Raw genomic sequence first — 14,733 nt, forward strand, 5'->3', positions numbered from 1 at the left:
GAAAGGACGTCAGTGATCAAACTTGTCTCGATGTGGCGGCACAACCCAGAACTCGGCGCCCAGATGTCGGACGAACACTACTTCCAGCGACACACGCCGATGGCATTGAGTCTGCTCTCCGAGATTCCAGGGTTCCTGAAGTACACACAGAACAGCGTCGTGGCACATTCGGTGCATCGCGAGAACTCTCCCGAACCGGAAGAGCGCGATCCCGAATTCCACACCATGCTGGAGTTGTATTTCACCGACGAGGACGCCGTCAACCAACTGTTCAGCAACCCGGAGATGGCTCGACTGTTCGACGATCACCCGAATTTTCAGGACTACGAAGCGGATCCGAGCATGTCGGTGTATATCGTGAGGGAACGGGTCGCGCTCGAAAGAGGTATCGACGGCTCACTGATGGTTCCAGCTTCGTCGAATTCGACTGCAGGACATTCAGAGTCAGTGTAGGAAAACACGCGTTTTCGAAGTGAAAAGCTTTGGCCCGTCGAAGGGGGGCAGTCACTTTCGGCGGGCCACAGTCATTCCAGTCGATTGAACTTCCGCCCACCAGCAGTTGCCGTTCCGATGAGCACGGGTGCGATGGTGTCGGTGACGTGATTCTGCATCCCGAGTTCGACTGTGATCATCGACCATGGGTGTGAGCGCGCTCCGACGATTCGCTCGGCAAGGCTCAATTCGGCAAAGACGGCTGACCCGTCCGAATGCGTCTACTCACGAATCCCTTCAATTCGGCATCCGATGATCGACCTGGTGAGACCGGAGAAGGTTCGAGGATCAGCACCGGTGAGCTCTTTCCACCTGTTCAGTCGGTAAGCAATCGAATTCGGGTGCAGGTGAAGTTCTTTCGCTGCTTGGGCTTGCGAGAATCCGAATTCTGCGAAGGCGAAAACCGCGGCGGCTAGGTCAGGATGTTCGTGCCTGACTTTTTGCACTGTGTCGAAGAGCAGCGCCAAGCGTGGCTCACTGTCGAGCAAGGTCGATTCCAGCCAGGTGTCGACAAAGAGCGCCGACTGCGCGCCGCGCATCTCGGCGACACGCAGCGTTCGCTCGGCGTCCACGATGCTCCAATGCGCTCCGTGGAGTCCCTCACGACGAAGGCCGATCCCGATGGGCACCTCGGTCCCACTGATTCCGTGCGCCGATCTGACTACTGCGTCCACATCGCTGTCTTGGACCAGCACGTACATTCCGGAAGCGCGCACTCCGCATTGCACGACCCCCGGGAGTCTGCGTGTTGCGCGCTGCAGGCTCTCCACTTCCGCATCGGGCCAGAACGAGCGCGGTGAACAGATGGCTTGAAACTGACCCTGGATGTCGAAGGCCAATGCCCGAGCGGTTTCTGCCACGTACTCGCCGCGGGTTCGATCGCCGAGTTCACCGAAGAAGCGGCGTCGGACTTCCGCCTCTTGGGCATGGGTGGTGGGTGATTCGTCGACGAACGCGTCGACCACCGAGGCGGTCATTGCCTCGGTCCAACGACCCATCGGTTCGACGAGGGCAATAAGCACCGAGTCCGTGGCTTCGGGGGCCGATTGCAGGGCGTTCCAGAGTTCGCGGCTGACGATGTGAAAAGCCTTCAGTACGTCGTATGCCGATACACCCAGTTGTGCTCTGCGGCGTGCAGCCCGGCGGGTGAACTGGAGGGCTTCACCGGACGGCCCGACACCGGCAGCCATCCCTTCGAGAAGCTGACGCGTGAGATCTTGCACGGTCCGCCGGTGCTCGGCATCTGGAAGCTTCGTGTAGGAGGGCAACTCCGCCCGAACTCGAGACGAGAGATCGGGATCGGCATGCGCGAGCCGGTAGGCAACCGCTTCGCACAACGCGCGTGCATCGTCGTGGTTCATCCCCATGGCAAGGAACTGTTCATATGATCGGCGACCTCTCGTGATAGTTCTCCGGCGTGGTGTACAGCGTTCAGCGTTTCAGACAGTCTGGACGTCGTCGAGGTACGGGGAACATGGTTCCGGACGGTCGGTGAAAGCATTCGGTCGATGTGGATTGCGTGCCTGCCACGTGGAACCGCGAGGGGCGGACGAGGTGATTTACACCCATCGTGGCCCCGGCCCGTGAGCCTCGTCGAGAAGTAGCCATGTCGTCGTCGAACGCACTCCTTCAAGATTTTGCAGCTGTTCGAGCACGAGGCGCCTCAAGGTCGAGTTGTCCGGAGCACGGACCAGAATCAAGACGTCGAAGTCAGCGCCGAACAATGCGAAGTGGTCAACCCAGCACAGGCTCCGTAGTTGGTGTGCAAGTCCTCGCCATGACCCTTGCTTGATCGTCAGAGATACGAATGCCGAGGATCCCCAACCAGCCTTGGAGTGCTCGATCTGCGTGGTGAACCCTCTGATCACGCCCTCTCGCTGCAGTCGCTCCACCCGAACGTATGCGTGGGCGCGTGATATGTGAGTCTTCTCGGCCAAAGAGCGCATCGAGATTCGACTGTCGTGGACCAGCACATCGATCAGGCGGGGTCCAGCGCATCGAGTGGATAGTTCGTCTCGTCCCCAGTCCGGGAAGTCATCGGTCTTCCTCATTTCAGCCGCCACTCCGGATCGGAGACGATTTGGGAAGTGGAAGGTTATCAGCGATTGCCGCTGGGGTCACGAGTCTGCTCGCGCTGAAGGTTGAGAGGAAGGTGCACCGCCACAGCGTGATTGGGACTTGATTGGCGAGAGTACCCGTGCCCGAGGGGGTAGTCACAGCAAACTAGGGGCTGAACGAGTGAAATCTACACGGTCTGAAGTTCACCGTGCGGGAGCTTTGGTGAATGCACGAAAAACTCGCGTCTTGCGTTGTCGTTTCCCTGAAGATGTGTGCACGTTCGCATTCTAAGGTTGATGTCGACAGTCAGGCGAGAGGTGTTCCGCGCACGTGCAAGAGGAGCGGTTCGGTGACGTCGCGCGGGACGCGATCATCGCGCTAACGGTGTTCCGGGTCTCAAATATTGCTTTGTTCAACAGAACTCGAGGAATTGTCATGCGGCTTGTGAACTTTGGTCCAGTGGGTATCGAGCAGCCCGGGGTGCTCGTCGACGACGATACGGTAGTTCCGTTGGTGCCGATTCTGGCGCGGGCAGGACTGCGATTGCACGACATGAAGGACATCCTCGCCCTGTGGTCCACCATCCGTACGATCGTCGAGCCTCAGCTGACGCTCGAACGTGACCGTTTTGCCCTATCGGATGTGCGAATTGGCCCTCCCATCCTCAGGCCGAACAAGGTCATTGCCATCGGCTTCAATTACCCGCAGCATTCAACCGAAATCCTCGGTCCGAGTGCAGAAGTCAGAGAACCAGTCATCTTTCTGAAACCGCCGAATTGTGTTTCAGGACCCAATGACCCGGTGGTGAAGCCGTTCGAGACCACTATGCTGGACTACGAAATCGAACTCGGCGTAGTCATCGGCAAAACGGGTCGGAGAATCTCGCAGATCGATGCGCTCGATCATGTGGCGGGTTACGTTGTCGCCAATGACATCACCGCCCGTGACATCGCCCTGGGCGCAGGCCTCGATCATCCACTGCAGTTGCAAATCGCCAGGGGCAAGGGCTACGCGACCTTCTGCCCGCTGGGGCCGTGGTTGGTGACGGCCGACGAGGTGCCGGAGCCCGCCGATCTGCGCCTGACACTCAGCATCAATGGTGTTGTGCGACAAGATGGTAAGACCAGCAGCATGCTCGCATCCATCCCCGAACTCATTGCATCCGTCAGCGCGAGCATGGAGCTCGAGCCGGGTGATGTGATTCTGACCGGCACCCCGGCTGGCTGCGGCTTCCAGCTCGACCCCCCAGCGTATTTGCAGCATGGCGATCGTGTCGAGGCCGGAATTACAGGGCTGGGAGAGATGACGTTCCAGGTTCAAAACGAACAGGTTTGACGGTTTCTCGATACACCGATCCGTGAGGAGCATCAATGGTCAACGTAACGTATGTACTTTTGGACGGATCACATCGATCTGTCGACGGTCAGATAGGGCAATCGGTCATGGAGACCGCTATCGGAGCAGATATCTACGGCATCACCGGCGAGTGTGGCGGCAACGTCATGTGCGCCACATGCCACGTCCATGTGCAGAATGCTGCCGACACCGTGCTGCCGACAATGCAGCCGGAAGAGGAGGAAATGCTGCAGTGCACCACATCTCCTCGCAGCAACGACAGCCGACTCAGCTGCCAGTTGGTTCTCGATGAAACCTTGAACGGACTTGTGGTTCGACTGCCACAGGAGCAGTGATCGGTGTGAGGAAACGGCACACTTCCGTGGTGATCCTGGGAGCCGGCCAGGCCGGGTTCCAAGCTGCCGCCTCTCTGCGGGAGCGCGACTTCGAGGGGCGAATCATTCTCGTCGGTGACGAACCCGGACTGCCGTACCAACGGCCACCATTGTCGAAAGCTGCGCTCCTGACAGCGATCGGTGCGGATATGAGCACGCCCTTTCGGCCCGCCGCCTACTTCACAAAGCACGAGATCGACCTGAAGTACGGAACTGCCGCCCGGATCGATCGTGAAAGTCGCGCCGTCGTTCTCGAGTCAGGTGAACGACTGGAGTTCGACTATCTGATCTTGGCGCTCGGCGCGAGAAACCGCATCCTCACCCTTCCCGGCGCGGATTTGGCCGGCGTACAACAGCTACGAACACTCGACGACGCGGAATGTATCCGCTCTGCTTTGGAAACGGCGACCCAGGTCGTCGCAGTCGGCGCTGGCTTCATCGGCATGGAAATAGCAGCGGCGGCAACGAAATTGGGAAAACAAACGTCAGTCATCGATCCACTCGATCGGCCTATGGCCCGCTCACTGTCGAGGCCAACATCGAATCACTTCGCACGGCTGCACACCGAACGTGGGACGCTACTGCACTTCGGGGAACACTGTTCGTCGTTTCTTGGCAGGGAATCGGTCGAAGGCGTGGAGTTTGCGAATGGTGAATCGGTCGCCGCGGACTTGGTGATCGTCGGCGTGGGAGTCGAACCACGTACCGAACTGGCAGAAGCGGCGGGCTTGGCGGTGGACAACGGGGTTGAGGTCGACGTCTACCTACGGACCAGCGACCCGGTAATCTTCGCAATCGGCGATTGCGCTCGCTTCCCCACTGGGAATGGAAGGGATCGTGTGAGGATCGAATCCGTCCAGAACGCCACGGATCAAGCCCGCTTCGTCGCTGCGCACATCACGGGATCGGCAACGGAATACGCTGCAGTTCCATGGTTCTGGAGTCAGCAGTTCGATTCGAAACTGCAAATTGCGGGACTCTCAACCGGAAGCGACGTGGAACTTGTGCTCGGCGATCAGACATCGTCCGCCTTTTCCGTGCTGAGGTTCCGTGACAGCGAACTGACGTGCGTCGAGTCGGTCAACAAACCGGCGGACCATATCACTGCACGGCGGATACTCGGCCACCCACGAGGGCTGCCCCTGGACGTTGCACGGCAAGGTAACTTCGATCTCAAATCGTATGCCCAGAATATGGTGCCCGCCTGAGTGACCCGGTTCCTCCTTGAGGAGCCGAACTGATTGCGGCAAAGCAGATTCCGTACCACATAAGTCATCTCTTCAGAACGTGAGTACGCTGCCCGGTAAAGCGCAAGGCGCCTTACCGGGCAGTGTTGCATCTCTGCTGCCCGCTGAAGCTCCGGACAGTAGTCGGACAGGGTCAGCGCCGGGCCGCGGACTGTTGAATCACCAAGAAACTCGTACTTCTTTTCAGGGATTACCCGGCGATCGAAAGTCTGCGAATCGATAACCTTGTCCAACATCGTGTGATGCCGGACACATAGGACGCGGCGCGCATGCTCAGAGAGGCCAACTATGCAATCTATCGCCACTTTCGATCCCACGGACCCCGACTTCTTGTCGAACAGGTTCCCGACATATCGCGACCTGCGCGACAATGCCCCAGTCTCACGCACCGTGATCAACGGACAACCCACCGTGATGCTGAGCCGATACAGTGACGTCAGCCGCGTGTTCAAAACCCCGTCGGCCCGAGTGCAACCACATCCCGGCCAATTCCCCGAACATATCGGGTCAGGGCCGGCGTCCCTGTTCTATCGACTATCGATGCCGAGTTTGGACGCACCGTCCCACACGCGCCTGCGCAAACTCGCATCCTCGGCATTTTCCGGCCGGGCGGTAGTCGCTATGCGGCCATGGGTCGAAGAAATCATCGCTGGAGGCCTCGACCGTCTGGCCGATTTCGACACGGATATCGATTTCGTATCGGAGTTTGCGACCAAAGTTCCCGCAGAGATCGCGTGCCGCTTGCTTCATGCACCAGCAGCCGACGCCCACACGGTACTCGAGCGCATGCCAGCCCTCAATGCGGTGCTTGGTCATTCTGAAGTCGACCCCGAACGCCTCGTCGAGGCAGACGCGGCCGCACAGTTCTACTTCGATTACATAGGCGACATCGTAGATTCACTGCGGGGCAAGCTCTCCAGCGACGACGCAGTCGGCGCGCTTCTCGAGGCGGAGGAAGACGGGTCAAAGCTGACCCGGGATGAACTCGTCATCACCCTGGTCGGATTCTTCGTAGCTAGCTACCACACCACGATGGTTGCGATGACCAATGCAGTTCACGCACTCCTGCACAATCGAGATCAATTCCAGAAACTCGCAGGCAACCCGGATCTCGCACCCCACGCGTGGGAAGAAGTCCTTCGGTACAACTCGCCAGTGCACTTCCTCCATAGATATGCCGGCGAGGACATGCACTTTCACGGCGAAGACATCCCAGAAGGTACTCACATGCTCCTCGCCATCGCCGCGGCGAATCGCGACGAACGAGTCTTCGACAACCCCGATACACTCGATATCGAACGGAAATCAAACAGGCACTTGGCTTTTGCTGCCGGAGGGCATTTCTGTCTCGGAGCGCCACTGTCGAGGATTGAAGGGGATATCTTTCTTCGCCTGCTGCCCACCAGGCTCCCGCAGATCGAGCTAGGAGGCACGTCTCCTGCTTGGGGGCGCGACCTCAGCTTTCCTACGCTGCCATCATTGGCAGTGAACGCCACGCGATGACTGTCAGGGGTTGGCGGGCCCGGCTTCGCTGACCGGGGCGGGGGTGGACGCCCGAAATGACTCGGGACTGCTGGCTCCTGTAGTTCGCACGTCGGGGAGCGGAAGTATTCGAATCCTGCTGTACCTGCGCCCTCAACGAGCGCGTTGGATCCCGCGGAGCTAAAAGCGCCTCATTCCGCTTTCGTTACTGTCTTGAGCTTGCAGGGCAGCAGGCGGCGTGGGGACAGGATTTGATGTCCCTTCGTTTCGTGGACGCAGTACGGCGACCGGCATCCTGTGAGCGAGCAAAATTGCATACGCCATCGAGGGGCGACCTTATCGCCCGTGGGGACTAGATCGCTTCGAGCAGATCTTATGCGGGTGGGCAGGCCCGAGAGCCGAAACGCCAGGTGATTACCACTCCCGATGATTCGTCAGGGTCGCGCGCCGGGCACGGTGTACTTCACCACGCACTCGTGGCCACTTCGATTCGCGTCGCCGGACGAAACCCGACGCTCCCCAAACCTCCGATGGATGGTGCGACAAACTTCGAGGTACGCTTAATTATGTTGTGGCGCAATATGATGCAGATTCTTTTTGAGTTATCTCGCGGCGGACGTATTCGATCGTGTGCAGCCAATCTGTTCCTCATTCCGGTTTCAGTGTCGTGGGGATCCAACGCCAGTTATTGAAAGGAAGTCATGCACACTCAACCCGTTCTGGATGCGAATCGATCGCAGACAACGCAGAGTTCGGGATCCCAGCGACGGGCATGGGGGATGACCGGACTGCTTCTGGCTTTGACAGTGATCAATCAAGCCGACCAGGCAGTGTTCGGAATCATCGCGCAGCCAGTGGCCAAAGAACTCGGCCTCAGTTCATCGCAACTGGGATTGGTCGGAAGTCTTTTCTACGCAGCGTTGTCCATCGGCGGCCTGATGGCAGGCGTGATCAACCGCTGGATCTCAGTGAAGTGGGCCCTGGTCATACTCGCGTTGATCTGGTCGATCACCGCGCTACCGCTCGTAGTGTCAGCAAGTCTGGCGACGTTGATCGCATTCCGACTGCTGCTGGGTTTGACCGAGGGGCCGAGCGTTCCCCTCATTTTCACCGCCGTCTACTCGTGGCATCCACCGGTCAGGCGTGGTGTGGCAGGAGCATGCCTACAGGCATCCTCTGCCTTCACGAAATTCGCCGTCATTCCGGCACTCGCCTACGTCAGCGTGACCTGGGGTTGGCGTACAGCGATCCTGTGCATCGCGGTTGCCGCGGTTCTCTGGTGTGGGATCTGGGTCGGCGGTTGGTCAGACGGCCCCCACGGTCACAGCAAATCCTCTGATTCCGTTGAATCGGATATGTTTCCGGCTTCGATCCCTTGGTCGAAGATTCTCTGGAACCGTACCTTCGTCGTCTCCTCCCTTCTCTGCATGAGTGCCTTCGCGCTCGGCGCGACAGTGCTGACATGGTTGCCGTCCTACTTCGAAGTCGGTCTCGGCTACAGCCGGCTGCAAGCGGGAATGATCTTCGGACTCCCCGCGCTGGTCGGACTGGTCATCTCTCTGATCACCTCGGCAGTCAGCGATTTGCTCTTGCGCCGCGGGCACTCCACCCGCCTCGCCCGCATCATCCTGCCCGCAACTGCTTTGGTGGTCAGCGGCATCATCCTCGCGACTATCCCTGCAATCGACACCCCCGCGGTGGCAGTAGCAGCTGTATCGGTCGGTTATGGGTTTTCGATGCCGTGCCTGCCACTCATCGAGGCTGCTATGGCCTCGATATGCCCACCACACCAGACCGCCGGCACACTCGGAGTGCTGGTCGCAGTCTTCACGATTGGCGGCCTGGTCGCGCCCTTCGCGACCGGAGTCATCGCCGATGCGGCCAGCACTCCAGCCGCCGGGTACGCGTCGGCATTTCAGATTTTCGGGTTGGTCGCGATCGGTGCGGGCATCCTCGCTTCGATCATGGCCAATCCGGAGCGCGACAGCCCCGTGAAGGAGCCGAAATATGCTGTCGCTCAGTCGAAATAACGACGGCAGCAAGGGTGCGAAATAACACGGAGAAACAGCTCTCGTCCCACCTCGACAAGCCGAGTTTCGAAAGGCGATGAAGCAACCCGCTTCGGCCCGACCTACAACAGTCTTCACCACCACCAGCACGTCGAAACGCTCAGGAGAACATCCGATGACGGATACGTGGAAATTGACAACAGCAAGCGGAATGACCTTCGACATGCGCGCATGGGGACCGCAGGCTGGACGCCCTGTCCTTGCCCTGCACGGATTTCCACAGGGCGCAGTCAGCTGGGAAGGGTTAGGGCAGCTGTTGGCGAGATCCGGTATCCGCCTGCTCACCTTCGATCAACGCGGCTACTCACCCGGGGCGCGGCCTCCCCTCGAAACCTACACCGTCCCCAACTATGTCGACGATGTGCTCGCGATCGCCGACGCATCGCAACTCGAGTATTTCGATGTGATCGGATTCGGTATGGGCGGACTGCAATCCTGGGCTGTGGCAGCGGTCGCCCCTGAACGCGTGCGATCAGTTACTGCCCTCGTCTTCCCGCATCCGGCCGCATTCGCACACGCCATCGAGACCGTTCCCGCACAAACCGAAGCCTGGAATCGACTGGAGAAGATGAGCCCAGCAGAGCCAGCGGCGCGAGCGCTGCTCGCCGACAACGGAAACGGTCTCCGGACCTTTCTGCTCGACTCCGGAATGCCGGCCCCGGTTGTTGAAGACACCGTGGCGCGCGTCGGGACGGAAGAAGTCCTGGTTCCGGCCATCGCATGGCATCTGGTTCCACTCGACGATATGGCAGCGATAGGTCGCGTCAACGTCCCCTCGCTGTACCTGTGGTCACACAGTCCCGCGTTGGTGCGTTCGACGAGCGAGAGCTGCGGGCAGTGGGTCGACGGTCCCTACCGCAGCATTGAACTCTCGGGCGTCGGGCACTGGATTCTCGAATCCTCCCCGGAATCGGTGGTCGAACCCCTACTCGCGCATCTCGCCTCGGCGCCTGCGGAAGGTGTTGTTTCGTGAAGCTCCAGATTCGCGAATTCGGTCAAGGCGACAAACTGGCCGTGTTGATCCATGGGGGCGCTGTGGACGGTCGCGTCTGGCATGCGGTCGCTCCGGAGTTGAACAGGCGCGGATATCGTGTGCTGGCACCAGATTTGAGAGGACACGGACTCAGCGGCCGCGGCGGTTACACCGACCCCGATGCGTTCGTTGAGGACCTGTGCGACACCCTGCCCGTGGGTGCAGACCTCGCCATCGGCCACTCGCTCGGCGGCCTGTTCCTCTCGCTGGCCAGTGAGCACCTCAAACCACAGAATTTGGTATTGAGTGAACCGGGGTTCGATCAGGAAATTGTGCCCGGAGACTATTTCGACAAGCTGCGAGAGACGTTCCCGCCATCCGCTGCCGCGCTGAGGAAAAACAGCCCCCGCTGGAGCGATCAGGACATCGAGACGGCAGTCGCGGCCGGGCACATGCTCGACCTCGATCTCCTTACCGCGATGAAGCACTTTCGAGGCAGAAACTACCTACCCGAAGCTGCGCACGCTCATGCCCTGCTCCAGCTCGCGGGCCGTGGATCGATGGTCACACCGGAAACCGCCGCGATCCTGGAACAGCGCGGCTTCACCGTACGCGTGGTCGAAAATGCCGGCCATGTTCTGTTCAACGACGACTTCGACGACTTCTTCCGAACCCTCGACGGATTTGTGTGATCGGTTCGGAGGAGTTACATCCGCAGCCTCCCGTCGAAGCGAGGCGTCACGCGATTCGCCGAGCACTACTTGCCAACCCACCTGAAAACTACTTCTAGTGAACTGAGAAGACCATGACAATGGATGTCAGAGATGACGATTCAGTCGGAACACGCGTCTTACCTTCGGAACCATCGAGCCGACGTGCATGGGGCATGACCTCACTGCTCCTTCTCCTCACGATCCTCAATTACTCGGATCAAGCTGTATTCGGAATCATCGCCCAACCGATTGCCGACGAACTGGGCTTGAGTTCGTCTCAGATCGGATTGGTCGGCAGCTTGTTCTATCTGACTCTGACGGCGGGCGGGCTGCTCACCGGACTGTTGAACCGATGGATGTCACTGCGTTGGGCAATGGTGCTCCTCGCGTTCGCGTGGTCTTTCACTGCCGTGCCGCTCATCGCTGCAGCCAGTCTGGCGACACTTATCATCAGTCGGCTCCTGCTCGGACTCGCGGAGGGGCCAAGTGCCCCACTTATTTTCACTGCGACGTATTCCTGGCACCCTGCATCGCGGCGCGGATTCACCGGCGCGGTACTCACCAGTGCTGCCGCGTTTACTCAGTTCGCTGTGATCCCCGCCCTCGCGTTTGTCACCGTGAAGTTCGGCTGGCGAGCAGCACTCGTCTGTTTGGCCGTTGCCACCGCCGTCTGGTGTGTGGTGTGGCTCGCCAGATGGAAAGAGGGTCCGTACCTGGGGAAAGGTGCAGGTGAACCGAATGCTGACAAGGTCGGGACTGAGGAGATCGCGAAAGTGCCCTGGTCCAGGATTTTCCTGACGAAGACCTTTGTCACCAGTGCGGCTCTCGGTATGAGTGTGTTCGCGCTCGGGTCAGCAGTTCTGACATGGCTACCGTCCTACTTCGAGGTGGGATTGGGCTACAGTCGGCTCGAAGCAGGAACGCTGTCCGGACTTCCTGCCATTCTCGGGTTGGCAATCGCGCTGACCACCTCGGTTCTGAGCGATCGCCTGTTCCGCCGCGGTTCCACGACGCGTTTCGTTCGCATCATCATTCCCTCTGTCGGTGTTCTGATCAGTGGCGCTGTCCTGGTATCGATGCCGGCGATCACCACCCCGGCTGTGGCTGTGGCCGCCATTTCACTCGGGTATGGATTCTCCTTGCCGACTTTGCCTTTGGTGCAAGCCGCCATCGTGGAATTGTCTCCACCCAGGCAGACCGCGGGAACTCTCGGGGTACTGATCGCCATATTCACCACCGGTGGACTGATCGCACCGTATGCCACAGGCCTGATCGTCGACGTGGCCAGCACTCCCGCCGCAGGTTATACAGCGTCATTTCAGGTATTCGGGCTGATCGCGGCTGTATGCGCAGTCCTGACGATCAGTTTCGCGAAGCCGGAGAAAGACAGCCCTCGACCGTGAAGTCATCGTGAAGCCGTGTTTGTACGGTTCGCGCCGGCGCTGATCGCCACCACCCGACTGCTGTCGGTCCTGATCGAAAAGCGCAGCGCGCCTTCATTCACCGTGGCCGGGACACACAGAAGGTCGGCCGCCCAACTATTCACGGCGTTGGTCGCCGAGTCGCCGCCAGAGAAGGAGAACGTTCATGGAATTCGGAGTTGCGACGTTTGTGACAGATGAGGGAATTCGCCCCGACGAATTGGCCATTGCGGTCGAAGAGCGGGGCTTCGAATCCCTGCTCATCCCTGAGCATTCGCATATTCCAGTGGAGCGAGCCACACCGTACCCGGGGGGGTGGTCAGCTTCCGCACTCGTATTATCGATCTCTGGATCCGTTCGTCGCGCTCAGTTGCGCCGCCGCCGTTACCCAGCGCATCAGGATCGGTACCGGAATCTGCACAATATTTCAGCGAGACCCGATACATACCGCAAAAGAGGTGGCCACCATTGATGTCCTGAGCAATGGTCGGTTCCTGTTCGGCGTCGGTGCTGGTTGGCTACGCGAGGAAATGAAACAGCACGGAACGGACCCGTCCACGCGGCTGTCGTTGATGGAAGAACGTATCGAGGTGATGAAGCGGTTCTGGACCGAAGAAGTTGCGGAATTTCACGGCAATCACATCGACCTCGCACCTAGCTACATGTGGCCGAAACCTCTGCAACGACCGCACCCCCCGATTCTCGTGGGTGGAATGGGTCCAACCGTGCTCGATCGAGTACTGAAATACGGTGACGCCTGGCTCCCGAACATGATCGGTCAGCAGCCTGCAACGCTTCGCGCAATGCTTGTCCAACTTCAGAACAAGGCAGCCGATGCAGCGCGACCGCCCATTCCCGTCACCGTGCTCGGCGCCCCGACCGATCCGGCGGTGATCGAGTCGTACGAGGCGCTCGGTGTCGAAAGATCGGTGTTCCTGATTCCCACCGTGTCGTCTTCCGAGACCCTTGGAATCTTGGACAAACTGCGATCCTTCACCGAAACCTATTCCTGCTGAGACTTTTTCGACTGTGTCGACCTATGCGAGTCCAATCACTCAACGCACCAACACACGAGGAGATACGAACCTGATGACAAATGAATCATTCGACATGGTCGTGGTGGGCTGCGGGGCCGGAGGCTTGTCAGCAGCCCTCGGCTTCCTCGAAGAATCAGGAGAACGAGGAGTGAGCCCCTCGGTCGCAATCGTCGAGCGCAGTACCGAAGCGGACCGCGGGGGAGCCACGCGGTGGTCCTGGGTCAACGTCATGGTCGACCCCGACGGGACCGTCGACCCTGCCATCATGGAACGAGTCCTGGATTCGGACCCGGCCTACGACCGCGAATACTTCTCAGTACTGCGCAAACTCGGACATGAGTCGGTTGACTGGATGAAGGCCAACGGTGTGAGCGTCTCGCACGCGGCCCCACCGTTCGCCATGGAGTCCAACTACGGCGCCGTCGAGGGCGGAGGGCTCTCACTGATCGAGGCTTTCGCCGCTCGCATCGAAGGGCATCCGGGATCGCGCTTCCTGTACCAAACCGAGGCGGTGCGCCTCACACAAGATGACCAAGGACGCGTCAGCGGGGTCGTGGTGCGAGATGCTGATGGCCTCACGCGAACACTGGCGGCGAAGAAGGTCGTCCTTGCCTCGGGAGGCTTCGAAGGCAACTATGAAATGCTGACTCAATACGTCGGCCCACGGGCGAACGAGATCCGGCCTGTCGCTCCCGGCCTCAAATACAACCGTGGTGACGGACTGCGCATGGTCACCGAAATCGGCGGCAGCACCGCCGGCCAATTCGACATGTTGCACGTCGAATTGGTCGATCCCCGGTCCACGAAGCCCGACCCCGGCGTGTTCGGCGCACCTTATGGGCTCATGATCAACGCAGATGCCGAGCGATTCATCGACGAGGGGAGTCGAACTTTCGAAGGTCTCAACGAGAAACTCGCGTGGACCGTGTGGCGCGATCACGACAACCTCGCCTACTTCGTATACGACGCCGAAACGGAAGCGCTGCCAGGATTCGAGTTCTTGAACCAAACTGACGTACCTCCTTTCGAAGGGGACACCATCGAAGAACTAGGCACGGCGATGAACATCGACGCCGCGAAGTTCTCAGATACCATCCACGAATTCAACAGGGCTGTCCAAGACGGCGGATTCGATCCGTCACGACCAGACGGCAAGCGCACCAACGGTCTTGCCATCGAAAAGTCGAACTGGGCGCGCCCGATACAGCAACCGCCCTTCAAGGCGGTTCCCGGATCCGCAGCGATCACATTCTGTTTCGGCGGTGTCCGCACAGACACGCACGCGCGAGTAGTCACAGGAAACGGCACACCGATCCCGAACCTCTATGCCGCCGGGGTTCTCACCGGGGTCTGGTACCAGGAGTACCCCGGAGCGCTCTCTGTCCTGCGGTCCGTGACGTTCGGCCGAATCGCGGGACGTGATGTGGCCAGCGCACTTTTCGGTAGGCAGACGAATTCTCGGGAATCACAGTCGGAATGAATTGCTGTTTCAGCAAAGATGGTTGCGTGAG

Annotated in this window: 11 protein-coding genes and 2 pseudogenes; 11 read left to right on the forward strand and 2 right to left on the reverse strand. The window is 59.6% G+C overall.

Going from position 1 to position 14,733, the window contains the following annotated elements; all coding sequences use genetic code 11:
- The first annotated feature begins 12 nt into the window (after nt 1–12).
- Nucleotides 13–453, forward strand: coding sequence for an EthD family reductase (locus ACSW29_RS04585; RefSeq protein WP_448276640.1), 441 nt, complete (start codon nt 13–15; stop codon nt 451–453).
- Between the two features lie 260 nt (nt 454–713).
- Here the strand turns inward: ACSW29_RS04585 and ACSW29_RS04590 are convergent, their stop codons facing one another.
- Both ACSW29_RS04590 and ACSW29_RS04595 read right to left on the reverse strand, forming a co-directional pair.
- On the reverse strand, nt 714–1,859 hold the full coding sequence (locus ACSW29_RS04590; protein ID WP_448276641.1) for a PucR family transcriptional regulator: 1,146 nt from the start codon (nt 1,857–1,859) through the stop codon (nt 714–716).
- A 192-nt stretch (nt 1,860–2,051) separates the two neighbouring features.
- A pseudogene (locus tag ACSW29_RS04595) lies at nt 2,052–2,530 on the reverse strand (Lrp/AsnC family transcriptional regulator).
- 350 nt (nt 2,531–2,880) lie between these two features.
- Here ACSW29_RS04595 and ACSW29_RS04600 point away from each other — a divergent pair.
- From ACSW29_RS04600 to ACSW29_RS04645, 10 genes and pseudogenes are all read left to right on the forward strand, one after another.
- Nucleotides 2,881–3,885 carry a fumarylacetoacetate hydrolase family protein gene (locus ACSW29_RS04600; RefSeq protein ID WP_448276642.1) on the forward strand — a complete coding sequence of 335 codons (1,005 nt, stop codon included), beginning with the start codon at nt 2,881–2,883 and terminating at the stop codon, nt 3,883–3,885.
- Between the two features lie 35 nt (nt 3,886–3,920).
- Nucleotides 3,921–4,241, forward strand: a complete 321-nt coding sequence (locus ACSW29_RS04605; protein WP_448276643.1) for a 2Fe-2S iron-sulfur cluster-binding protein — start codon at nt 3,921–3,923, stop codon at nt 4,239–4,241.
- A gap of 5 nt (nt 4,242–4,246) precedes the next feature.
- Nucleotides 4,247–5,488, forward strand: a complete 1,242-nt coding sequence (locus ACSW29_RS04610) for an NAD(P)/FAD-dependent oxidoreductase (protein WP_448276645.1) — start codon at nt 4,247–4,249, stop codon at nt 5,486–5,488.
- A gap of 327 nt (nt 5,489–5,815) precedes the next feature.
- Nucleotides 5,816–7,030, forward strand: a complete 1,215-nt coding sequence (locus ACSW29_RS04615) for a cytochrome P450 (protein WP_448276646.1) — start codon at nt 5,816–5,818, stop codon at nt 7,028–7,030.
- A 680-nt stretch (nt 7,031–7,710) separates the two neighbouring features.
- Entirely contained in the window at nt 7,711–9,039 is a 1,329-nt protein-coding gene (locus tag ACSW29_RS04620) for an MFS transporter (RefSeq protein WP_448276648.1), read from the forward strand.
- 154 nt (nt 9,040–9,193) lie between these two features.
- The gene (locus ACSW29_RS04625) at nt 9,194–10,051 is read left to right on the forward strand and encodes an alpha/beta fold hydrolase (RefSeq protein ID WP_448276650.1); all 858 of its coding nucleotides are present in this window, start codon (nt 9,194–9,196) and stop codon (nt 10,049–10,051) included.
- Nucleotides 10,048–10,743, forward strand: a complete 696-nt coding sequence (locus tag ACSW29_RS04630) for an alpha/beta fold hydrolase (RefSeq protein ID WP_448276651.1) — start codon at nt 10,048–10,050, stop codon at nt 10,741–10,743. Before ACSW29_RS04625 ends, ACSW29_RS04630 begins: the two co-directional genes overlap by 4 nt.
- Nucleotides 10,744–10,862: 119 nt before the next feature.
- Nucleotides 10,863–12,167 (forward strand): MFS transporter, encoded by a 1,305-nt coding sequence (locus tag ACSW29_RS04635; RefSeq protein WP_448276653.1) that lies wholly within the window; start codon nt 10,863–10,865, stop codon nt 12,165–12,167.
- 184 nt (nt 12,168–12,351) lie between these two features.
- A pseudogene (locus ACSW29_RS04640) lies at nt 12,352–13,201 on the forward strand (LLM class F420-dependent oxidoreductase).
- Between the two features lie 73 nt (nt 13,202–13,274).
- Nucleotides 13,275–14,702 (forward strand): FAD-binding protein, encoded by a 1,428-nt coding sequence (locus ACSW29_RS04645; RefSeq protein WP_448276654.1) that lies wholly within the window; start codon nt 13,275–13,277, stop codon nt 14,700–14,702.
- Nucleotides 14,703–14,733: the final 31 nt, after the last annotated feature.

This window comes from Rhodococcus sp. GB-02 (genome assembly GCF_053470465.1).